Here is a 20,780-nt window from a genome sequence, read left to right as displayed (position 1 = left end):
TACATATGTGCATGGAGGCCTATGATGATCCGGAATTTGCATTGCTTTTACGGCAAGCTAGGTTGGTTCTCCCCGATGGCAGGCCTTTGCTATGGATGCAGCGATTGCTAGGTTATTCAAAGGCCAAGCAAGTGCGCGGTCAGGATCTTTTCCTGGCAGCTTGTGAACTTGCGCAGGCTAACGGGATTCGCGTTGGAATTTATGGTGGTCAAAATAGTGTTGTTCTGCAAGGCCTGGCTGACACCTTACTGAACCGTTACCCTCGTTTAAGGTTAGTTTATCGATATGCACCACCATTCAGGCCTTTAACTGCCGAGGAGGAGCAAAAAGTAGCGGCAGATATTCAACGTTTGGATGTGCAATTGTTGCTGGTTGGACTGGGCTGCCCTAAACAAGAAAAATGGATGGCAAGTCATCAGCACCTTGGCCCACTAATGATAGGTATTGGTGCTGCAGTGGATTTTGTTACTGGAAGTAAGCTGTCTGCCCCCCGTTGGATGCAAAAATTTGGATTAGAGTGGCTTTATCGCTTTAGTCAGGAGCCAAGACGACTTTTTTGGCGGTATATAAAGCACAATCCGCGTTTTTTACTATTGGGGATGGGGCAGATAGTGAGCTTTTGGTGGAGGAATTTTCGCAAGAAGCCTGATCAAGGGGAATAAGATGTAGCAAATATTGATGCTTTTATTACGAGCTTCAATAGCTATATCGAGCGAGCATAAAAAACGCCAGACAATGTCTGGCGTTTTCTGTAAAAAATTCTGACAATATTTATTTGGCTCTGCGGCGCATTGCACCCAAACCAACTAAACCTAGTGCCAATGAAGCTAACGTACCTGGCTCTGGAACGGCAGTAACGTTAACGGCATCCAGGAAACCACCGTATTTGTTACTGTCTGCATTGTAATAGTCCTGACCACCAACATTTACATCCCAGGCTTTATTGCCCAGTGCTTGGAAGCCCAGGAACATTTCAGCGGCAGAGGCAGTAAAACGGTAAGTATAAGTTGTCCAGTTCAGCCAGTTAGACCCATCGTAATCCACACTTACTTGGAACAAACTGCCGAACAAATCTTCAGTCTCGCCCCAGTAAACACCGATACCGTTATCATCAGTGTCCTGAGTACGGGCGGCATAAGCAAAAGAAAGCTCATAAGTCTGACCAATGTTTAATCCGGTCAGTTGCTGACGGATCCACGAGTTACTATTGGTTGGATTCTCGTAATCAAAGTGAGTATCCAGTTCAACGTAATAGTTACCGTCAAAAGCATTAAACTGTGTGCCGTTGGCAGCATCAACAATGTTACCGTTGAACTGAGCTTCGACACCTGAACCAGCGCGAGCTTGCCAGTTGTCTAGATTCTCATAGACACCCCAACGCTGCCCTGGTGCAGCTGTACCCAAATTATCGAAGGTTACATTGGGGTCATGTTTCCAAGATGGTCCGGTATTATTGAAAATAATCAAATCACCAGCACCGTCTTCAAAACTACCGTTCGTGACGATTGAGGCGTGGGCGCCTGCTGCGCCAAAACTTAAAGCTAATACTAAAGATTTCAACAAGTTAGCTTTCAGCATCGAGAATCTCCTTATCTGAAAAAAAATTACAACATCTCCTGCAATTTGATAAAGCAAGAAATAGGCCATAAAATTATCTAATTGATATGTATGGTTTATTTTATTTTTTACTTTGCCAGCCTGTAAAAAACTCTGACAAACCCAGGTTGTAAGGTAAAAAAAATCAGTAGCCCCTGAAAAATAATATTATCTTTTAGATGCACGGTATTTTTCTACTTGTTATCCTAGAAAAAGAGTGTCGAAAAGTGAGCAAATACGCGTGTTAACGCGATGTTAATGCGGTTTTCGAAGAACCAACACGGAAAGTATCGGGTTCATGAAACTGAAACAAAAATGGACTAGCAGTGACAGGCTTGCATTTGTCGTTTTTTTGACGTGTTTGGTGGTAATAGCCGCTAAATACATACCAGGATGGGATACTTTCCCTAAAGCTATTGAGCGATGGTTAGGGTCTGATCATTACTTGCATATGTTGGTTGGTTGCGGTTTGTCTTTGGCGTTAGCGCAGTTGTTTGCGATACACAGGCATTTAGTGAAGCGGCAACTGGGCTTCTTTGTCATTTTGCTGGTGATGTACGGCGTAGATGAATTGATTCAGATCTGGGTTCCCTTTAGGAAGTTTAGCAGTAGGGACTTCGGAGCATCGGCATTGGGATGGGGAATAGCAGTATTTTGTTGGTTTATGCTGCACTGGCTTGGCAGAACGCGCAGTACGGCACTCAATCGGTAATAAATTTTATTTATATAATTATGCGCTTAGCATTGCGGGATGCTGGTTCTTCTGTTTAAAAGTTGAACTGTGTAGTTTTTTTACTATAGGATCGGCCACCGCTAAAGCGCTTAACGGAATTTAAGCACTTCGTTTCAAGGATTTGAAAATGGACACCTCCTCATTGTTTAAGATTGATTCGTCGACACATTTTCTTTATCGCATCATAGATGTGTTTATTCTGGCCACGACCTTATTCATCGCCAGTTATCTGTATGGTGTAACTTTTTCACGTGATTACCTGCTGGTCTTGCTGTCTCTGGTGCTTTTGTATGCCTATATTGGCGAGTCGGTGGCGCTTTATCGTTCATGGCGGGTTGGTCGGTTTTCCCGCATGTTAATGCTGCTTATCCTGGTGCACAGTGCTTGCTTCCTGCTGATCTTCTCGCTGTTGTTTGTGTTGAAGGAAGGCGCAACCTTTTCACGTGTGGTGTTGTTGGGCTGGTATTCATCCAGTTTATTGGCACTGGTAAGCTGGCGCATTTCTGCCAAGCACATTAAGGCTTGGCGTCGCCGCCGTGGTTTGAGCATGCAGACCGTCGCTATTGTTGGTATGACCAAATCCGGTATGCAGTTGCATCAGCAAATGCAGGATCACATCGAGCTTGGGTTTGAATGTATTGGCTTCTTCGATGATCGAACAGCAGAAAGGCTAGGACAAGGTTATAAGCATCTGCTGAAAGGTTCTATTGAGCAGGCTGTAGAAATGGCGCAGCAAGGCAAGGTATCCAAATTGTATATCTGCTTACCGATGCTGGCGGAAAGGCGTATCGCTGACATTATTCAGCGCCTCGGCGATACAACGGTCGACGTTTTACTGGTTCCTGACTTCCTGCTGAAAAACCTGATGCATGCGCGTATTGGTAGCGTGGGTGAAATGGATACCTTAAGTGTGTTTGAATCCCCGGTTTATGGCATCAAGGATTTTTACAAACGTACCTTTGATATTTTATTTAGTACATCGGTACTGCTGTTGATTTCGCCCTTGTTGGCACTTATTGCGTTGGCCATTAAAGTGGATTCAACCGGGCCAGTGTTTTTCCGCCAGAACCGTTATGGTTTGGATGGTAAGGCGATTAAGGTACTCAAGTTCCGCTCAATGCGTGTGCAGGAAAATGGTGCCAAGGTGGTACAGGCAACCAAAAATGATCCCCGCATTACTCGCCTGGGCGCTTTTCTGCGCCGTACCTCGCTGGATGAATTACCACAATTTATCAATGTGTTAATAGGCGATATGTCTGTTGTTGGGCCGAGGCCTCATGCCGTTGCACACAACGAAGAGTATCGCAAGCAAGTAGCCTACTACATGCTCAGGCATAAGGTTCGTCCGGGTATTACCGGTTGGGCACAAGTGAATGGCTGGCGTGGAGAAACGGACACTTTGGAAAAGATGGAAATGCGAGTCAAGTATGACCTGGAGTACATTCGTCATTGGTCACTTTGGTTCGATATCCGTATTGTGTTTATGACGTTATTTAAGGGATTTACCGGAAAAAATGCTTACTAGGGGACAACTCATAATGAACAAACCTACTTATTTGAGCTTGCTGGTGGCTGCTACTTTGAGCAGTGCCGCTATAGCACAGGAACAAGCTGGCTACGTTATTCAGACGGAAAGCGGCTTTGACATCATGCCAGGTTTTGACGTCAAACTTAAACACGACGACAACATTGCCAACACTAACGCTGACGAAGAGAGCAGCACGATTGCGGTGTATTCACCTACCATTGCTGCCCGTTTGTTGGATGGCGTGAATGAATACAATCTGCAAGCCGGGGTTAGTAAGGGACAGTATTTTTCCAGCAGCATTGACAACTTCTTGGATATTTATGCTGGCGCTGATGCTAAGTGGGAATTTACTGACTCTCACCGCGTGTTCGTTGAAGCGTCTTTCGCTGAAGGTCACGATGAACGCGGTACGGGAGTATTTGATGCTAGCGGTGCAACCCAGTTAGAGCCTACCGAGCATCGTACGATAGGTATCACTGGCTACTTCGAATTTGGTGCACGTACAACGCCTGCGCGTATTCGTCTTGGTGGTGGTTACACACAAAAAGATTATCAAAATCTGGAAGCTGCGACCCAATTCCGTGAGTTTAATAAAGCCAATGCGTCAGCCGCTTTCTATTATGACACCGGCGCGTTCACTAGTTTAGTTGCTCAGGTTACCCGTGATGATATCCGCTACGACAAAATTGATCCCGTCGGCGGTAATCGTGACAACATCGATACCCGTTATCTGGTGGGTATGGATTGGCAGGCTACCGCACTGACCAGTGGTGAGTTCCGTATCGGTTATCAGAAAAAGAGCTTTGACTCTGCCGGTCGCGAGGATTTCAGTGGTATCTCCTGGCAGGCAGCCGTGAACTGGCAACCTTTGTCCTACTCAACTGTTACGTTTGAAACGGGTCGTAAAGCCCGTGATCCGGACCTACGTGGTGATGTAATAAAAGAGAGCGCTCATGGTTTGGGGTGGGAGCATAATTGGAGTGAAGATTTGGAAACCAATCTGATCGCCGGCTACGTTCGCTCCGACTACCAGGGTTATGATCAACAAGATAAATACTGGCGTTATGAAGCCAAAGCCAGTTATCGTATCAGCTACCTGTGGAAGTTAGAGGGCGGCGTTGAGATCTCTGATCGCACGTCTACTGATGATCGTTTTGAGTTTGATAAAACCGTCTTTTATGTCGGTGTAGGTATCAATCTGTAAGGGATAGCATGCGAATTCTGTATATTCTCGGATTGCTGTTGTTCCCAAGCTTAGTTCTCGCCCAAAGTGGCGAGAACTATCGTTTGGGGCCGGGCGATAGCATAGAAATCAAAGTGTATGGTGAGGAAGAGTTAGATCTCAATACCCAACTTACCGACAGTGGAATTATCAACTATCCGTTTCTGGGCGCGCTGCGCTTAAGTGGCTTGACCTTAAAGGAAGTTGAGGTGCTGATTCATGATGGACTCAAAGGAGACTATCTGATTAATCCTAATGTCTACGTGGGCATAGTGGCATATCGTCCTTTTTACATTCATGGTGAAGTTAAAAAACCTGGCGCATACCCTTATCAACCGGGTATGACGGTTAATCAGGCTGTGGCCTTGGCTGGCGGTTTTACTGAGCGTGCGTCTAAGGAAGGCGTGAATCTTTCCCGCGAAGGTAATAAGTCGCAGCAGGAAACGGGAACCTTGAATAGTCGGGTGTTTGCCGGCGATACCATCACCATTCAACAGAGATTTTTCTAGTCATGACGCCTATGGACTCAGTGAATATGCAGGAACAGGGAAGTAAGGAACAGGTGATAGACCTGCGTAAGACTTTTCTGGTTATTTTGAATGCCAAATGGCGCATTTTATTAATGGCATTGATGGTGACTCTGGTGGCTGGCCTGGTCGTGTTCGGTATGCCAAAAGTCTATCGAGCAACCTCAACATTGCTTATTGAAGCCCAGCAAGCGCAGGCAATCAAGATCGAAGAAGTGTACGGTTTTAACTCAATGCAGCAGGAATACTATCTGACGCAGTTTGAGATAATTAAATCCAGAGCCGTTGCCGAGCGTGTTTTCCATCAATTCAATATTCTGGAACATCCAGAATTCCAGGGTAAGTCTTCATTAACGGATGATTTAGTTAAGTTGATTAAGTCAGCGCTGCCGTTCTTACCTGCAGAACAGTCATTAGATCCTGAGGCTGCTGAGTTACGGAAAACAACTAAAACGCTAAATCGTTTTATAGATCGAATCAGTGTTAATCCAATACGTCGTACTCAATTGGTTGAAATCAGCTTTGAGTCCGAAGACCCCAAACTTGCGCGGGATGTAGCCAATGCCCTCGGGCAGGCTTATATCGAAAGCCAGTTAGATGCGCGTATGGGTATCACACAAAAGGCCAATACCTGGTTAGGTGGACGTCTTGAGGAACTTCGTCAGCGCCTGGAAGACTCAGAAAAGCGTTTAGAGAGCTTTAGAGAGGCGAACAATCTGGTGGATGTGGCGGGTATCACCAGCCTGGATGCGCGTGAACTGCAGCAGCTTACCGACGATATTACTACTGCACGTTCTCGTAAGGCGCAAGCCGAAGGTCTATGGCAGCTGCTGGGGCGTTATAAAAACAACTACCAGCGTCTGCAAAGCTTGCCAGAGGTTACCTCACACCCATCAATTCAGAATGTGCGCAGGGAGCTGATTTCTGTCGAGCGTAAAGTGTCTGAACTGACGCAGGTATATGGCCCAAAGCATCCCAAGATGATTGCAGCACAGGCTGAACTGAAAACGGTGCAAGACAACCTGCGCCGTCAGATTCAGGAACTGGTGAACGGCATTGAGAAGGAGTTGGAGTCTGCGGACCAAAATCTGGTAGCACTTGAATCTCAACTACAACAAGCCCGTTCAGTGTTTTCCGGGTTAAGCTCAGTTGAAACCGAATATCGCCGTCTGCAGCGCGAAGTCGAAACTAACCGAACGTTATTTGATAGTTTCCTTGGTCGTCAGAAAGAAACCGAGGTGGCCGGCGATTTTAATTCGCCTGTGGCGCGTTTTACCGATTATGCAACAATGCCCACCGAAGCGGTTAAGCCCAAGCGTAAACTGATTGTATTACTGGCTTTTGTTGCCAGTATTGGTTTAGGTATGGTTGTGGCTTTGGTATTTGATGCCTTGAACGATACAGTGAAATCGCCCAAGGATGTTGAAACCTTGTTGCGTCATCGGGCCTTGGGGTATATCCCGAGATTGAAGAAAAAACTGGCGCAAAAAGACAAAACCTATGCCTTCTTTGACGACCAGCAAAAGCTCTATGGCGAAGCAATACGTAGCATTCGTACAAGCTTGTCACTGATGGCGCTGGATAAACCCTTGAAGGTGATCGAAGTCACCTCCTCGTTGCCGGAAGAAGGTAAATCCACCGCATCATTGAACCTGGCCTTCGCATTTTCAAGCCTTGAACGTGTCTTGTTAATTGATGCAGATATGCGCAAGCCCACGGTTGCAAACCGTCTGGAGTTACCTCCTTATCAACCAGGATTAGCCGATTGCCTCGGTGGTACTGAATTGCTGGAAGATTGCATCATCAAAGATGTCAGAGGCATTGATGTTATGCCGGCCGGTGCTGTGCCGCTTAATCCCCTGGAATTGCTGTCAGGCGATAAGTTAAGCGCTTTACTGGAGCAGCTTTCTAAGCACTACGATAAAATTATCGTGGATACGCCACCTGTTCAGGCCGTCAGTGATGCGCTGGTGATCGCACCTAAGGCCGATGCGGTAGTGCTGGTGGTCAAAGCCGACAGTACTCGTAGCCCTGTGGTTCAGCACGTGTTAGCTAAACTGCATCAAGCCCATGCCAGGGTGTATGGTGTAGTGGTAAACCAATTGGCCACTGAGAAGCAGACCAGCTACTATGGCGGTAGCGCTGAATATGGATACTATCAAACCTATGAACAACCTGCAGGGAAGGCATGATTGATCTTCATGCCCATTTGATACCAGGTATTGATGATGGTGCCAGTGATTCGCAAGAATCACTGGCATTGTTGCGTATGGCGGCTGAGCAAGGTGTCAGTCGCATTGTTTGTACGCCCCATTGGTATCCGGGTCGCTTTGATAACGATAGAATTAAAATTCTCGCAGGGCTCGGTCATTTACAGTCATTGTGCAGCGTGGAAAATATAGCAATAGAGTTACGCAGTGCCTGTGAAGCACGGGTTTGCGCAGAATTGCTACCAGCGGTTGAGAAAGGCGAATTGCTGTTTCTAGGTGAGCTGAATGGCCACAAAGTGCTGCTGTTAGAGTTCCCGCATAGTCACATCCCACCCGGTGCAGATCGGCTGATTAAGTGGCTGTGTCGACAGTCTATTTTGCCTATGATTGCCCACCCTGAAAGGAATCGTGACTTGCAGTCAAATCCTGAACTTATCAGGCCCTTTAAGCAAGCCGGTTGTTTATTTCAACTAACAGCTTCGGCACTGATTGGGGAAATGGGCGAAACCGCCCAAAGTCTGGGGGAAAAGTGGCTCAGCGACGGCTTGTTTGACATTATCGCCTCAGACACCCATTCGGTTAAACGTCGCCCGCCAAGAATGCGGCAGTCTTTTGACAGGGCCTGCGAACTGGTAGGAGAAAACAAGGCCGAGCAATTGTTGATAACTACTCCGGGCAATATATGTCAAAGCTTGTTCAGCTAAAAAGTCACACAAGCCGACTGCTTGCGGCGTTAATTCTGGTATTACTGATTTGGCAAATACCGGTTTTGTATCAGTCTGCTCAGGGTAATATTCAGTACTATGTCGTCAATGATGCTTTGCAAAAGTGGCAAAAAGGCGAGGTGCCAACCGAAGAGGCTTATCAGCAAAGCCTAAACGCTGCTAATCGTGCTTTGGAAAGTCAGCCGGAATCCGCTCATTACATACTCACCCTGGCGAAGGTACTCGAGTGGGGTATGCATTTTCATTTCGAGACTTCTGCTGCCGAGAGATTAATACCGCTGTATAAAAAGGCTATCTCGCTAAGACCTGATTGGCCGGTGGCTTATGCGGACTATGGATTTGTGTTGGCTTTTTGGGGAAATGATCTTCCAGGCGCAGTGACCCAACTACAGCAGGCCGAATACTATGGTCCATTTTTGCCCGAAGTTTTACGTCAACAACTGGTGGTGGGATTGGCAAACTGGGATGACATGTCAACACCAGACAAGGCATGGCTTCTCAAGGTAACCGGACGAGCCGCTGAAGCTCATTGGCCAACCTTCTCAACCATGCGTGACCTGATTAAACAATACCGTCGTGAGGCGGTAGTTTGTGCTTATCTTTTCAATCGGACTCCTGCGCTTTCAGAAGACCGTCTGAAACATCTCAAAAAACTTTGCGCTCACCCGGCAGCATTCTGACCAAATAAGCTAAGGTCAGGATGGTCATAAACAGCAGACTGTTCGCCGGCGCCTGCAAACTAAAGTCAACGGTACTGTGCATTAGCATATGTACCCAAGCCATACAGCAGCCAAAGGCAATCCCCTGATAGAGCTTGGTTTTACGCTTATTCATGACATACAAAGATTGCCAGAGTGCAATGGCAAGCCAGGCACAAAGTAATACAGTGACCGGCCAACCCAGCTCAATAGCAAACTGTAAATAGTCATTGTGTGCGTGGTCGTAAAAGCCGCTATAGGATTGCTGTTGATAGCGCGGAAAGACAGTATAGAAAGTGCCCCCGCCCGTGCCAGTGAGCCCTTGTTCTTCCAATAGTGGCAGACTGTGCATCACCACTTCATCACGGGCTTCACTGACAAAGCTGGTATCTTGCATGCGCTGTTTTACCTTTTCGACCCCAAACATTGAGCCAATCAACAGCATATCCAACACAAAAATACTAAGTACCAGCCATTTAAGCAGTGGTGGTGGGCGACGATAAATAAACAAAGCCAGTACAGCAACTATACCTAAGGCGGTAAAGAATCCGGCGTTACCCATTCTGGAGCGACTTAGCACTAAACCCACAACCATCAGAATGATAGCTAGACGCAGCAAAAGCTTGCGGCTGAGGATTAATTCCGCCATAGCCCTAAGCCATTTCGCTAGTGGCACTTTCTGCTTGCTGGTGCTTAGCTCACTGAGCATCCACCCGATAGCAATGCTCAGACAAAGCGCAAGATAGTTTGCATAGTGATTCTGGTAAACAAAGCTGCCTCTGGCTTTTTCTCCTTCGGGAATGCCAAATACAGGGGACAACTCCAGCCCGCTGAGATTTAACAGACTGCCATAGATTGCCTGTAAGCCACCGGAGATTAGGATGCAAATCAGAATGATCTTTAGCTGATGCTGATTGCGGCAGTTTTGGCTGAGTAAATAAGTAAATAGCAAAAGATAAAGCGACTTTTCCAACATAATATTGGTTTGATATGGGTCGACACTGCATATCCCCGGCAAAGCACAAGCCAACTGGGCGGCTAGATACATAGCTATAAGGACGGGGCCGAAGAGCAGCAGGAGTTGCCATTGCTTAGGGAAAAGCGGGGCTTTATTGCGGGCCACCTGAAACAGGTGCCAAATACCGCCCATAGCTATCAGGCCATGTAATAACGCCCAGGCCCAGGGGCGATTGCTACCAAGAGGGATGGGAGCCCAAACCAGAATAAACCCCAGCCACCATATCAGGGGAGTGCTGCCATAAAATCCTGACGTCGCTTTGTGCATAGATTGAAGCCGAATTACAGACTAACAAAAAAGGGCCTGTCGGCCCTCTTTACTGAATCTCACCAACTTAGTTGTTGGATGCGGTAGCGCCACCACCACCAGTGCCAGCACCAAGACCCAGTACGCCAGGCGTTGGCGCTGGACCCGTAGCAGCACCTGGTGCGGCTGTTGCTGTGTCGGCAATCAGGGTGCTAACCAGAGTAGGGTCAATACCGGCACCCACTGCGCTAGTCAGAAGCTGGTCTGAGGAAAAACCACTGGCAGAAACAGAGTCCAGCAGTTCAGCCACTTGCTCTTGGTTGTCACGCAGCAAGGCTAACAGCGATGTTAAGGTTTGTTCTGCGTTGATGGAGTTAGCAGCAATCATCTCGTCGGTCAGTACTTGCTGGCGCAGATACTGTACGAAGCTGATACCTTGATTAGCAGCCTGAGCATAGCCCTGCTGTAGCTCAGCCAGATTCAGCGTTTGCTGAGCCTGAACGGCAGAAACAGACAGTGCAGCGGCCAAGAAAACTGACAAATGCTTGATTTTCATAATGGTCCCTCATTGATTACGACAAAAATCTGTTGCGCAATTCTAAACCAGCTGGGGTGTCACTGTATATGAAATTTTTAAAACAGTCGCTGATCGAGGCTGTATCTGCAAAGCCTCTGCCTTGTATGCCATCTATATGCAGCTGCAGACATTGCCTGGCTGTCGTAGCGTTTTCCACATGACATGCCAGCACCTTGACACCGACGGCGTGGCAAACTTGGGTGAGACTCTGCACGAAAAACACGTTGTTATGCTGATTCAGGCTGCGAATAAAGCTGCCGTCAATTTTCACAAAATCGATATTCATATTACCTATAGACTGGAAGCTGCTCAGATGCGCACCGAAATGTTCAATGGTGACCTGAGCCCCCAGTTCATGCAGACTTTGTATCAGGTCCTTCAAACGATGCCCCTGGCTAATTAAGGCGCTTTCCTTAATTTCAAATACTAATGGTGGTAACTGACCTTTCAGTGTTTTCAACAGCGTAAGGAGCCACTGCTGATGCATGCGGTCATGCACAAATACATTGCTCAGATTGATACCGACACGATGTTCCGGGTGATGGCGTAACTGCGATAACACATAACACAAAACGGCTCTTTCTAATGCTGGTCCAAGGTTTAACCTTTCCGCCATGGCGAAAGTTGCTGCCGTGGATAAACTGGCTTGTTGCCAATTGAATCTGACCAAGGATTCTGAGTAGATGATATTGCCATCTTTACCCAGTATGGGTTGCAGCATAAGTTCAAAATGTTTCGCCAGACTGGTGCTTAAATGCTCAAATTGGCTTTCGGTTTCAATAGGTAAGCCGGTTTGGGTAATGGCCGTATATTGCTTTATTACACCGCGCCAATATTGACGGCTATGCCCTTCTGTTGCGTCCTCCAGGACGGCTGTGGGTTTCGCTTCATTATCAGTGAGGTGCAATGTATCCAGACGGCTGATGGCTTCTGAAAAGGATTCTTGCTCTTCTACTTTCGTGAAGTAAAGCTGAGCAAAGCCCAGAGGATACAACTCTGCAGATTGTGTAACGAACTCATTACTCAGGTGTTGCTGTAGTTGAATCAGGTCACCGGTATCCAGTCTGCACAGTATTGCCAGCTCAGAACCAGATAGGCGATAAAGACGGGTATCTGCTCTTTTGGTCAGATGTTTCTGGACAATAGTGATGCACTTCATTAGGTACTGATCGCCACCCGTATAACCCTCATTTTGGTTAATGTCGGCTAGAGATGGCAAACGGATAAGGCCAAGTTGTAAGCTATCGTTGTGCAATTGGGCATCTTCCCGTTGTGGTTCGAATTGCATTATCAGTGCCTGGCGATTGGGTAAGCCGGTCAAGCCATCCACATAAAGTTGCTCGGATAGCTGTTTGGCATAGGTGGCTTGCTCGGAAAAACTGCGTTCTGTATTGCTGACCATTTGGTTAAAAGCGCTGACCAGAGCACGTAGTTCCAGGGTGAAGGGGCGCCGCTTTACCTGATGGAATTCTTTCCTCATCACAGCCAGAGCCTGGCCTTTTAAGGCTGACAGGGGACTTAGCACTGCTTTTAAAATTAAATAACCAATCAGCATGGCAGCAACCAGCAGCCACAGCGTATTGAGCGAAAGTCCTACGGCACTTTGCCATAGCGCTTCATAAGCTTGGCCAACGTGAGATTGCACGGTAAGCGTACCTCCCGGTACCCAGCCGTTGGCGACTTCACTTTGCATCTTTGGGGCGTGCAGCGGAAACCAATCTTGAAACCATTGGGGGACGTCTAGCTCACTGTTTTCATGCACTCGGGAGAAACGCGTTTCGCCTTGTGTGTCGATAAACTGAATTTGCTCATAGTAACCGGAATCAAATATGGCACTCGCCATGGTTTCCGCGAGAATTAAGCCGGGCTCGTCCAAATGCGGTGAGATAGCCAAACCCAGGTTATGCGCCGCGTCCTGAGCATGCGAAGCAAGTTGCTTAGCTTGATAGGCTCTTACCCCTTCAATGCTGGTATACAAAGCACTGGCAAAGGCCAAGGCTAACAGGGTAACCAGCAAACCATACAGCTGAGCCTTTAACGACAGGCCGCCGCTGACATTGACTCCATGTTGTTCTGTCACTTTTTATTCTCCAAACATACCGCCCCAGCGATTAACATCAATCGCTCATTCCCCTCTCTCGATACGCTCTAACAGCTTGGTCCAGCTGGACACACCGCTGCTGTTTTTTACCGGTTTACCCAATCCTTGTGCTCTGGCCAACCAAAGGCCTTGACCATTAAAGGAGTAAACCGGGCGCAGATCCTTGCGTTGGTCTGCGGGTAAAATCTTATCGGTTAAATTATCCAGCACCAAAGGTAATGACTGTGGTGTCTCAAAATAGATCAACACCATATGCGGCTCATTTACGCTAGATGCACGCACATACATCAGGCGCAATTTATCTTCCGGAACACCTAAAGCACGTAAGGTGGCATATTTTAAAATGGCGTAGTCTTCGCAATCACCGCGCTGAGATACCAAGCTCTCTATCGGCGTGGCCCAATAGTCATTTTGTTGCCAGTGTTCCATGTCGGTGGCATAGCGGATGCGACGATTGGCAAAATAATTGGTGGCATTTAGCTGAGCGATGACGCCATTTTGTTGTTGCTCTTCGATCAAATTTTGCCAGGCTTTTACAGGGCGTTCTGACCGCTCGCCATAGCGTTGGCGGAGTTTAAGGTAGAATTCATCATCGAACGGGAAATGTTCCTGTACTGCTGTTGCCAGGCCGCTGAGTAAAAGACAGATCAAAAGGCCACCAAGCAAAAGGCGTTTATTTTGATTGTGCTGCAACGTTTGAAACCCGTACATCTATTCCCGTAAGCCGTCCAGGCTAATGTGGCGGCAAGCATAACCTAATCTCCATGAAGGGTTAACAGTTACTAGCCTACTTGGTTGATAACAAGTGAAATGTCCGCCAATAAAGGAATGCGAATAAAGCCTAACCAATGGGCTTTGAGAGTGATATTCTGGTTATTCACAAGTCGGTGTTCGCTTAGCAATGCCCTTTCGAGGCTGTGATTATATTTTCTGCCAAAATATAGTTTTCGAATGGTTTTCGCTTTGGGTACCGGGAGAATTATTTGGAAAGCTTTGAAAAATAGTAGGTTTACCGGATTTGATCTGAAATTCTGTAATTTTCATTCAAAAAATTGGCGTCATAATGCCGTCATCTGTGGCAGATATCCTACGAAAAGTGTTATTATCCGCCGCGCTAAAATTTGGATGTAACCCTTGTGGTTGTTATAAAAAAGTTAAAACGGACTTAACTTGATCCTGGTATTTCCTACCTTTTTCAGGCTGTCCGCGTTTAATTGATGAGGATGGCTTAAATGTTGAAAACTTCTATCACGGAAACTTCCCCGTCGTTGGTTACCAAAGCGGTAATTCCTGTGGCTGGGTTGGGTACGCGCATGCTGCCTGCTACCAAAGCCATTCCCAAGGAAATGCTGACCGTCGTTGATAAGCCCATGATCCAATACGTAGTGCAGGAAGCGGTAGCGGCCGGCATTACCGAAATTGTATTAGTCACCCATTCATCTAAAAACAGTATTGAAAACCACTTTGATACCAGCTTTGAATTAGAAGCGACTTTAGAGAAGCGGGTAAAAAGGCAGTTGTTGGATGAAGTGCGCAATATCGTGCCTAAGAATGTCACCATTATCTCTGTTCGTCAGCCTCAGGCCTTGGGTTTGGGTCATGCCATTTTATGTGCTCGCTCTGTAATTGGTGAACAACCTTTTGCGGTGATTCTGCCGGACGTAATGGTAGATAAACACCGCAGTAATCTGAAAAAAGATAACCTTGCCGCTATGGTTAAACGTTTTGGTGAGACAGGCCACAGTCAGATTATGGTGGAGCCTGTAGCCCCGGACCTGGTTAACCAATATGGTGTGGTAGATATAAATGGTGCAGAAATTCAAGCCGGTGAGAATGCTCTGATTAAAGACATGGTTGAAAAACCTGATGTAGATGAAGCCCCGAGCAATCTGGCGATTACCGGGCGCTATGTGCTTTCATCTGCTGTGTGGGATTTACTTGAATTTACTCCCCCTGGCGCAGGCGATGAAATCCAGTTAACCGATGCGCTGCATCAACTATTGTTGCTGGAAAAAATCGAAGCTTATCAGATTAAGGGCAAGAGCCACGACTGCGGTAACAAAATGGGCCTTCTCCAGGCAAATCTGGAATATGCCCTGCACAGTGAACGGTTCGGTCCGCAGATTCGCACTGTAATGGAAGGGTTGCTTCAGGAGCTTGAAACTGGCGCCTTTCCTCATCTATTACCTAAGCAGTAATGATCTGAATTCAGGATTTAAAAAGAATAAGGTTAAATCATGCGCGTAACAGTATTTGGCATCGGCTATGTTGGTTTGGTGCAAGCAGCAGTATTGGCTGAAGTTGGTCACGATGTGGTGTGTGTCGACGTTGATGAGAAGAAAGTTGAGAACCTGAAAAAGGGGATCATACCAATCTACGAACCGGGCCTTACGCCTTTGGTTGAAGCTCATTTTAAAGCTGGGCGATTGAATTTCACCACCGATGCGGCGCTGGGCGTGGAGCATGGTGAGGTACAATTTATTGCTGTAGGTACGCCGCCTGATGAAGATGGCTCTGCAGATCTAAAATATGTGCTGGCTGTGGCATCGACAATCGCCAAGCATATGGAAAGCCCCAAGGTCATTATAGATAAGTCCACGGTACCAGTAGGTACGGCGGACAAAGTAAAGCAAAAAATTGCAGATATTCTGGCCGAGCGTGGCGCCGCTATTGAGTTTGACGTGGTGTCCAACCCGGAGTTTTTGAAAGAAGGTGCGGCGGTTAACGATTGCATGCGCCCTGATCGCATCATTATCGGTACCTACGATGAGCGTCCCCAAGATCTGATGCGTGAATTGTATGCGCCGTTCAACCGCAATCACGACAAAGTCATCTTTATGGATGTTCGTTCGGCAGAACTGACCAAGTACGCAGCTAACTGTATGCTGGCCACCAAAATCAGCTTTATGAATGAAATGGCCAATCTGGCAGAGATCCTCGGCGCAGATATCGAAGCTGTGCGTCGCGGTATCGGTTCTGACCCGCGCATTGGTTATCACTTTATTTATCCTGGCTGTGGTTACGGCGGTTCCTGTTTTCCCAAAGACGTGCAGGCATTGATTCGTACCTCCGAGCAGCATGATTATCAACCTGCCATTTTACAAGCCGTTGAAGCGGTGAATGATCGCCAGAAGACGAAACTGCCGACCCTGGTTGATAGGCATTTTAACGGCCAGTTGGCAGGCAAAACCTTTGCCTTGTGGGGCCTGAGCTTTAAGCCAAACACTGACGATATGCGTGAGGCACCGAGCCGTGTTTTGCTTGAAGCCTTATGGGAAAAAGGGGCTAAGGTTCAGGCTTTTGACCCAGAAGCCATGGAAGAAACCCAGCGTATTTATGGTGTACGTGATGACCTTAGCCTGGTTGGCACTAAAGAAGCGGCACTGAAAGGGGCCGATGCACTGATTATCTGTACTGAGTGGCAGCAGTTTAAGGCACCCGATTTCGATCTTATAAAACAACAATTAGGTGAAGCGGTTATTTTTGATGGACGTAACCTGTTTGAGCCAAGTCGTATGACGCGTAAGGGCTTCACCTACTATGCCATAGGGCGCGGAGCTAGTGTAACTAGCTACTAAGTGTTTAAGGGCCATATAAGCGGCCCTTCTTTCTGATTGTTGTTTGAACTTCAACGAAATAAGGCAGATAAAATGAAATTTCTGGTGACAGGAGCGGCCGGCTTTATTGGCATGTTCACTGCTAAAGCCTTACTGGAACAAGGCCATGAGGTCGTAGGAATAGACAACCTCAATGATTACTACGATCCGGCATTAAAAGATGCGCGGCTCAAGCAACTGGCAAACTACCCGACATTTCGTTTTATTAAACTGGATTTGGCTGACCGTGCAGGTATCGCCGAGTTGTTTGCTAAAGAGCAATTTCAGCGGGTTATACACCTGGCGGCACAGGCTGGGGTGCGGTACTCACTTGAGAATCCCATGGCTTATGCCGACAGTAATTTAACTGGCACACTGAACATACTGGAAGGCTGCCGCCATCATCAGGTTGAGCATCTGGTTTATGCCTCAAGCAGTTCAGTATATGGCAACCAACAGAAAGTACCCTTTAGTGAAAATGACAGGGTAGATACGCCTATCTCTTTGTATGCGGCGACCAAAAAAGCCAATGAGCTGATGGCGCATACCTACAGCCACTTGTATCAACTTCCCACCACAGGGTTGCGCTTCTTTACCGTATATGGCCCCTGGGGCAGACCGGATATGGCACCCTTTAAATTTACCAAAGCGATCCTCGAAGGCAAAACCATTGATGTGTATAACCACGGTAAGCTGCAGCGTGATTTCACTTATGTGGATGACATTGTCGAAGGCATAGTGCGGGTTCAGGCACAGATTCCGGGCAGCGCAGGTTATCCGGTACAGTTGGCTGAAAATCCTTATTATGCGCTTTACAACATAGGTAACAATCAGCCGGTTGAACTTGAAACCTTTATCAGCGCTATTGAAAAAGCCTGTGGCAAGTCAGCCAATAAAAACTATCTGCCCATGCAGCCCGGTGATGTTTATCAAACCTATGCCGATGTGACTGCCTTGAATCAATGCACCGGGTTTGCGCCGAAAACAGATTTAGTGGATGGGATGCAACGTTTCGTTGACTGGTATAGAGCCTTTTATAAGTAATGGAGTGTTTGGCGAATGTACAAGCCAGCGTTTGAAAAAGTTAATGTGGGTGGCATTCAAACCGCCTGTTTGGGAAGGGAAGCGTTGGCCAGGTTAATTGGCGATGTTTGTGAAAAGTACGCGTTAGCTGAACCTGAGCATAGAGAGCCTTTTGTTATTTTCAGTAATAATGGCCATGCCATATCCATTTATAACTCAGACAAAGAAGCTCGTGAGCAAATGGACAAAGCTGATCTTGTGCATGCTGACGGTCAAAGTGTGGTGAGTTTTTCCCGTTGGTTTAATAGAAATCCAGTACCGGAACGGACTGCTACCACTGACATGATTCACGATGTTCCAAACTTTTATAGCCCTAAGTTAAAGCACTTTCTATTGGGTGGAAAAGAGACCTCAGTGAGCAAAGCGGCAGAGATTCTGGCAAAAACTTACAGTAATTTCGACGTGGTTGGGCATCAGCATGGTTATTTTACTGATGCAGAAGAAGAGGCGATTTGTGCTGCAATAAATGCTGCCAGTCCTGATGTGCTTTGGGTGGGATTAGGAAAGCCTAAGGAACAGATTTTTTGCATCCGCAACAAGCACAGATTAAATGTGCCGGTGATTATTTCCTGCGGTGGTTGCTACAACTACATCACCGGAGAATATCCGCGTGCGCCCATGTGGATGCAAAATGTCGGATTAGAGTGGTTTTTTAGAATGGCCAACGATCCGCGCAAATTATTCGTCCGCTACTTGTTGACTAATCCCCATGCCATTTATTGCGTGATTAAGCACGGAATAGGTAAGCGACAAGTTACCGCCGATGTCCAGTAAGTTACCCTTTAAACGAGCGCTTGCAGCCATAGGTGGTTCTGCCGGAATGGCCTTGTCCAGTTTGGTGCTAGCGCTTTGTTTGATGCAAAAAGGCGCCGTCGAAGAATACGGGTTGTTTGCATTTTTGTTGATAACCCAAGCTTTGGCCAATGGCGTGTCAAATGCGATTTTGGGTGCGCCTTTACTCATTGCATTAAATGAAAGTACAAGCGTCAATAACGAGCGTGTTCGAAGCTTTATGCTGGCAAACCTTGCATTGTGTATGGTTTTCGCATGTGTTCAAGCTTCATTTGCTTGGTTGTACTCTGAATCAGGCGTTATTGCTCTTGTCTATACATTCAGTGGCTTTGCGACAACGTTACGTTGGTTTGGTCGTTCATACTGCAACAATTGTCATCAGCACCAACGTGTTGTGTATTCTGATGCGATATATAGCGTCTTATGCTTGAGTGGAGCTGCAGTTTTGTATCTATCCGATTGGGTTGATCTGTATAGTTTTGGATTACTTACTGCTGTATCTGCCATTTTTGCACTATTTATGCTGGGAGCTGAGTACTTCCAAAAACAATTTACAGCGCTTTTTAGTGCTAGTTTGGATGGTTTTTTAAAAGGTTACCGAGCGCAGGGAAAACATGCATTGATCGGAGTGGTTTCAACAGAAGCAACGGTAAATGCGCATTCTTATTTGGTGACCTTTCTACTCGGCCCGAAGGCTTTTGCTCCTTTAGCGGCGGCTACGTTACTTTTCCGTCCGGCTAATGTGGTTTTTAGCAGTTTGATGCAAATTGAACGACCAAGGTTGAGAAAGCTAATTGCCGGCCACCAAACGGTAGAAGCTAGGAAGTCTCTGAAGCGTTTTTACACAATCAGTATTTCATTCTGGCTTGCTAATAGTGTGGCTGCGGCACTGCTGTTATCTCTTTACCCAGCGCTGTATTGGTCTGATAGCAGTTCGTTGAGTGTACTTTTTGTTGCTGCCGGACTGATGTCACTAATTGTGCTTGTTAGGGCTCTCAGAAACCCAGTTAGCGTTTTTCTCCAGGCTCAGGACAGATTCAAAACGCTGGCAAATATTACGTTGTTTGCGTGCGCGGTGACGATTCCACTGGTTTATATACTACTCGTAAATTTAGGCGTTGCACCTTCGCTTTTTGGTGTGCTTGTGGGAGATCTTATTGCGCTAACTCTGATTGCATTGAATTTGAAGAAGGAACTTCAGGGTGCTTAATGAAAATGTTGTGATAGGTATACCCACTTTTAAAAGGCCTCTCCAGCTGGAGAGGCTTCTTACATCGCTAGCAAAACAAGAGATAGATTTACGTTTTACGATCATCGTTGCTGACAACGAAGGCCTTAGTGGCGCTGGCTTGCTGCGAGCTAGTGAGATGTCTAGTTCATATCCTTACGACATTATTTGTTTACCCGTTGAAGCCCGCGGAATATCAAACGTCAGAAACGCAATTATGACTAAGGCTTTTGCTGAACTAGACGCGGACCTTTTGGCCATGGTTGACGATGATGAAGTGGTTGATAAACACTGGCTCAAAGAACTTTTGCTGGCACATCAGAAAAGTGGAGCGGAAATTATTGGCGGGGCAATAATTCCAGAGTTTGAATCCCCACCTCCAGAATGGACCAAGTTATGCCCTCTTTACTTTAGAAAGATAAGAGAGGAAGGCGAAGTTCAACTCATTCAGGCTGCAGGTAATATTTTACTTTCTAAGAATGCTTTTATTAAATCTGGCAGTTTGCTTTTTTCTGAAGAGTTTGGATTGACTGGTGGTGAAGACAAAGAGTTCTTCTTGCGTTTAAAGGACTTGGGATGTCGATTTTATTTTGCACCTAAAGCAGTATCTTATGAGTTTTATGGGAATGAGAGAGTAAGTATAAATTGGGCAATTGAGCGGTCATATAGAATTGGTTCTAATGATGTGAGAATTATTTTAAGTCGAAATTGTAATGTGTTACTGAGACTAAATTTTTTTATTCAGAGCTTAGTTTCTCTTTTGTTTTTCTCTGCTTCTTATCTGGTTGCTTTGACTAGAAGAAAAAATGAGTTTCTTGTCAGGCTTAAAGTTCATAGACAATTGGGGAAATTGTCAGCTTTCCTAGGGAAAAGTGAAAATTTCTACAAGTGAGCGATTCA

The 20,780-nt window shown here is 46.5% G+C and carries 19 protein-coding genes; 14 read left to right on the top strand and 5 right to left on the bottom strand.

Annotated features, from left to right (window positions below; translation table 11 throughout):
* Positions 1 to 11: 11 nt before the first annotated feature.
* Positions 12 to 662, top strand: coding sequence for a WecB/TagA/CpsF family glycosyltransferase (locus tag J0A65_RS10225; RefSeq protein ID WP_206594080.1), 651 nt, complete (start codon positions 12 to 14; stop codon positions 660 to 662).
* 109 nt (positions 663 to 771) lie between these two features.
* Here the strand turns inward: J0A65_RS10225 and J0A65_RS27330 are convergent, their stop codons facing one another.
* Entirely contained in the window at positions 772 to 1,647 is an 876-nt protein-coding gene (locus tag J0A65_RS27330; RefSeq protein ID WP_232849866.1) for a PEP-CTERM sorting domain-containing protein, read from the bottom strand.
* 247 nt (positions 1,648 to 1,894) lie between these two features.
* Between J0A65_RS27330 and J0A65_RS10215 the strand changes: the two genes are divergently transcribed.
* The 7 genes from J0A65_RS10215 to J0A65_RS10185 all read left to right on the top strand — a co-directional run bounded on the left by J0A65_RS10215 (position 1,895) and on the right by J0A65_RS10185 (position 9,221).
* Positions 1,895 to 2,308: a VanZ family protein gene (locus J0A65_RS10215; RefSeq protein WP_206594079.1), complete on the top strand. Its 414-nt coding sequence runs from the start codon at positions 1,895 to 1,897 to the stop codon at positions 2,306 to 2,308.
* A gap of 148 nt (positions 2,309 to 2,456) precedes the next feature.
* Entirely contained in the window at positions 2,457 to 3,854 is a 1,398-nt protein-coding gene (locus J0A65_RS10210; RefSeq protein WP_206594078.1) for an undecaprenyl-phosphate glucose phosphotransferase, read from the top strand.
* 13 nt (positions 3,855 to 3,867) lie between these two features.
* Positions 3,868 to 5,061, top strand: a complete 1,194-nt coding sequence (locus J0A65_RS10205; RefSeq protein ID WP_206594077.1) for an outer membrane beta-barrel protein — start codon at positions 3,868 to 3,870, stop codon at positions 5,059 to 5,061.
* 8 nt (positions 5,062 to 5,069) lie between these two features.
* Positions 5,070 to 5,588 carry a polysaccharide biosynthesis/export family protein gene (locus J0A65_RS10200; RefSeq protein WP_206594076.1) on the top strand — a complete coding sequence of 173 codons (519 nt, stop codon included), beginning with the start codon at positions 5,070 to 5,072 and terminating at the stop codon, positions 5,586 to 5,588.
* Positions 5,589 to 5,590: 2 nt separating this feature from the next.
* Entirely contained in the window at positions 5,591 to 7,798 is a 2,208-nt protein-coding gene (locus tag J0A65_RS10195; protein ID WP_206594075.1) for a GumC family protein, read from the top strand.
* A complete protein-coding gene (locus J0A65_RS10190; RefSeq protein ID WP_206594074.1) occupies positions 7,795 to 8,520 on the top strand; it encodes a tyrosine-protein phosphatase in 726 nt (241 codons plus the stop codon). Before J0A65_RS10195 ends, J0A65_RS10190 begins: the two co-directional genes overlap by 4 nt.
* A gap of 65 nt (positions 8,521 to 8,585) precedes the next feature.
* The gene (locus J0A65_RS10185) at positions 8,586 to 9,221 is read left to right on the top strand and encodes a hypothetical protein (protein ID WP_206594073.1); all 636 of its coding nucleotides are present in this window, start codon (positions 8,586 to 8,588) and stop codon (positions 9,219 to 9,221) included.
* Here J0A65_RS10185 and J0A65_RS10180 read toward each other — a convergent pair.
* The 4 genes from J0A65_RS10180 to J0A65_RS10165 form a co-directional block, all read right to left on the bottom strand.
* On the bottom strand, positions 9,187 to 10,524 hold the full coding sequence (locus J0A65_RS10180) for an O-antigen ligase family protein (RefSeq protein ID WP_232849865.1): 1,338 nt from the start codon (positions 10,522 to 10,524) through the stop codon (positions 9,187 to 9,189). The two genes, J0A65_RS10185 and J0A65_RS10180, sit on opposite strands and share 35 nt — an antisense overlap.
* A gap of 67 nt (positions 10,525 to 10,591) precedes the next feature.
* A complete protein-coding gene (locus J0A65_RS10175) occupies positions 10,592 to 11,059 on the bottom strand; it encodes a hypothetical protein (RefSeq protein ID WP_206594072.1) in 468 nt (155 codons plus the stop codon).
* Between the two features lie 16 nt (positions 11,060 to 11,075).
* Entirely contained in the window at positions 11,076 to 13,160 is a 2,085-nt protein-coding gene (locus J0A65_RS10170; protein ID WP_206594071.1) for an EAL domain-containing protein, read from the bottom strand.
* Positions 13,161 to 13,205: 45 nt separating this feature from the next.
* Positions 13,206 to 13,832, bottom strand: a complete 627-nt coding sequence (locus J0A65_RS10165) for a transglutaminase-like cysteine peptidase (protein WP_232849864.1) — start codon at positions 13,830 to 13,832, stop codon at positions 13,206 to 13,208.
* 581 nt (positions 13,833 to 14,413) lie between these two features.
* Here J0A65_RS10165 and galU point away from each other — a divergent pair.
* The 6 genes from galU to J0A65_RS10135 all read left to right on the top strand — a co-directional run bounded on the left by galU (position 14,414) and on the right by J0A65_RS10135 (position 20,772).
* Positions 14,414 to 15,379 carry a UTP--glucose-1-phosphate uridylyltransferase GalU gene (galU, locus tag J0A65_RS10160; protein WP_206594069.1) on the top strand — a complete coding sequence of 322 codons (966 nt, stop codon included), beginning with the start codon at positions 14,414 to 14,416 and terminating at the stop codon, positions 15,377 to 15,379.
* A 39-nt stretch (positions 15,380 to 15,418) separates the two neighbouring features.
* Positions 15,419 to 16,759: a UDP-glucose dehydrogenase family protein gene (locus tag J0A65_RS10155; protein ID WP_206594068.1), complete on the top strand. Its 1,341-nt coding sequence runs from the start codon at positions 15,419 to 15,421 to the stop codon at positions 16,757 to 16,759.
* Positions 16,760 to 16,831: 72 nt separating this feature from the next.
* Positions 16,832 to 17,821, top strand: coding sequence for an NAD-dependent epimerase (locus J0A65_RS10150; protein ID WP_206594067.1), 990 nt, complete (start codon positions 16,832 to 16,834; stop codon positions 17,819 to 17,821).
* A 15-nt stretch (positions 17,822 to 17,836) separates the two neighbouring features.
* Positions 17,837 to 18,634: a WecB/TagA/CpsF family glycosyltransferase gene (locus J0A65_RS10145; RefSeq protein WP_206594066.1), complete on the top strand. Its 798-nt coding sequence runs from the start codon at positions 17,837 to 17,839 to the stop codon at positions 18,632 to 18,634.
* Positions 18,624 to 19,862: a lipopolysaccharide biosynthesis protein gene (locus J0A65_RS10140; protein ID WP_206594065.1), complete on the top strand. Its 1,239-nt coding sequence runs from the start codon at positions 18,624 to 18,626 to the stop codon at positions 19,860 to 19,862. The genes J0A65_RS10145 and J0A65_RS10140 overlap by 11 nt, the downstream gene beginning before the upstream one ends.
* Positions 19,855 to 20,772, top strand: a complete 918-nt coding sequence (locus J0A65_RS10135; RefSeq protein ID WP_206594064.1) for a glycosyltransferase family 2 protein — start codon at positions 19,855 to 19,857, stop codon at positions 20,770 to 20,772. Before J0A65_RS10140 ends, J0A65_RS10135 begins: the two co-directional genes overlap by 8 nt.
* Positions 20,773 to 20,780: the final 8 nt, after the last annotated feature.

Origin of the sequence: Bowmanella yangjiangensis (assembly GCF_017255015.1) — a bacterium.
GTDB classification, from domain to species: Bacteria; Pseudomonadota; Gammaproteobacteria; order Enterobacterales; family Alteromonadaceae; genus Bowmanella; species Bowmanella yangjiangensis.
Note: the sequence above shows the minus strand (reverse complement) of the source record. Positions and strands in the feature narration are given on the sequence as shown.

Coding starts and splice junctions, on each gene's coding strand:
- galU (WP_206594069.1), top strand. CDS start 14,414: ATGTTGAAAACTTCTATCACGGAAACTTCCCCGTCGTTGGTTACCAAA.
- J0A65_RS10150 (WP_206594067.1), top strand. CDS start 16,832: ATGAAATTTCTGGTGACAGGAGCGGCCGGCTTTATTGGCATGTTCACT.
- J0A65_RS10190 (WP_206594074.1), top strand. CDS start 7,795: ATGATTGATCTTCATGCCCATTTGATACCAGGTATTGATGATGGTGCC.
- J0A65_RS10215 (WP_206594079.1), top strand. CDS start 1,895: ATGAAACTGAAACAAAAATGGACTAGCAGTGACAGGCTTGCATTTGTC.
- J0A65_RS10180 (WP_232849865.1), bottom strand. CDS start 10,524: ATGCACAAAGCGACGTCAGGATTTTATGGCAGCACTCCCCTGATATGG.
- J0A65_RS27330 (WP_232849866.1), bottom strand. CDS start 1,647: ATGGCCTATTTCTTGCTTTATCAAATTGCAGGAGATGTTGTAATTTTT.
- J0A65_RS10205 (WP_206594077.1), top strand. CDS start 3,868: ATGAACAAACCTACTTATTTGAGCTTGCTGGTGGCTGCTACTTTGAGC.
- J0A65_RS10140 (WP_206594065.1), top strand. CDS start 18,624: ATGTCCAGTAAGTTACCCTTTAAACGAGCGCTTGCAGCCATAGGTGGT.
- J0A65_RS10200 (WP_206594076.1), top strand. CDS start 5,070: ATGCGAATTCTGTATATTCTCGGATTGCTGTTGTTCCCAAGCTTAGTT.
- J0A65_RS10195 (WP_206594075.1), top strand. CDS start 5,591: ATGACGCCTATGGACTCAGTGAATATGCAGGAACAGGGAAGTAAGGAA.
- J0A65_RS10210 (WP_206594078.1), top strand. CDS start 2,457: ATGGACACCTCCTCATTGTTTAAGATTGATTCGTCGACACATTTTCTT.
- J0A65_RS10225 (WP_206594080.1), top strand. CDS start 12: ATGGAGGCCTATGATGATCCGGAATTTGCATTGCTTTTACGGCAAGCT.
- J0A65_RS10155 (WP_206594068.1), top strand. CDS start 15,419: ATGCGCGTAACAGTATTTGGCATCGGCTATGTTGGTTTGGTGCAAGCA.
- J0A65_RS10175 (WP_206594072.1), bottom strand. CDS start 11,059: ATGAAAATCAAGCATTTGTCAGTTTTCTTGGCCGCTGCACTGTCTGTT.
- J0A65_RS10145 (WP_206594066.1), top strand. CDS start 17,837: ATGTACAAGCCAGCGTTTGAAAAAGTTAATGTGGGTGGCATTCAAACC.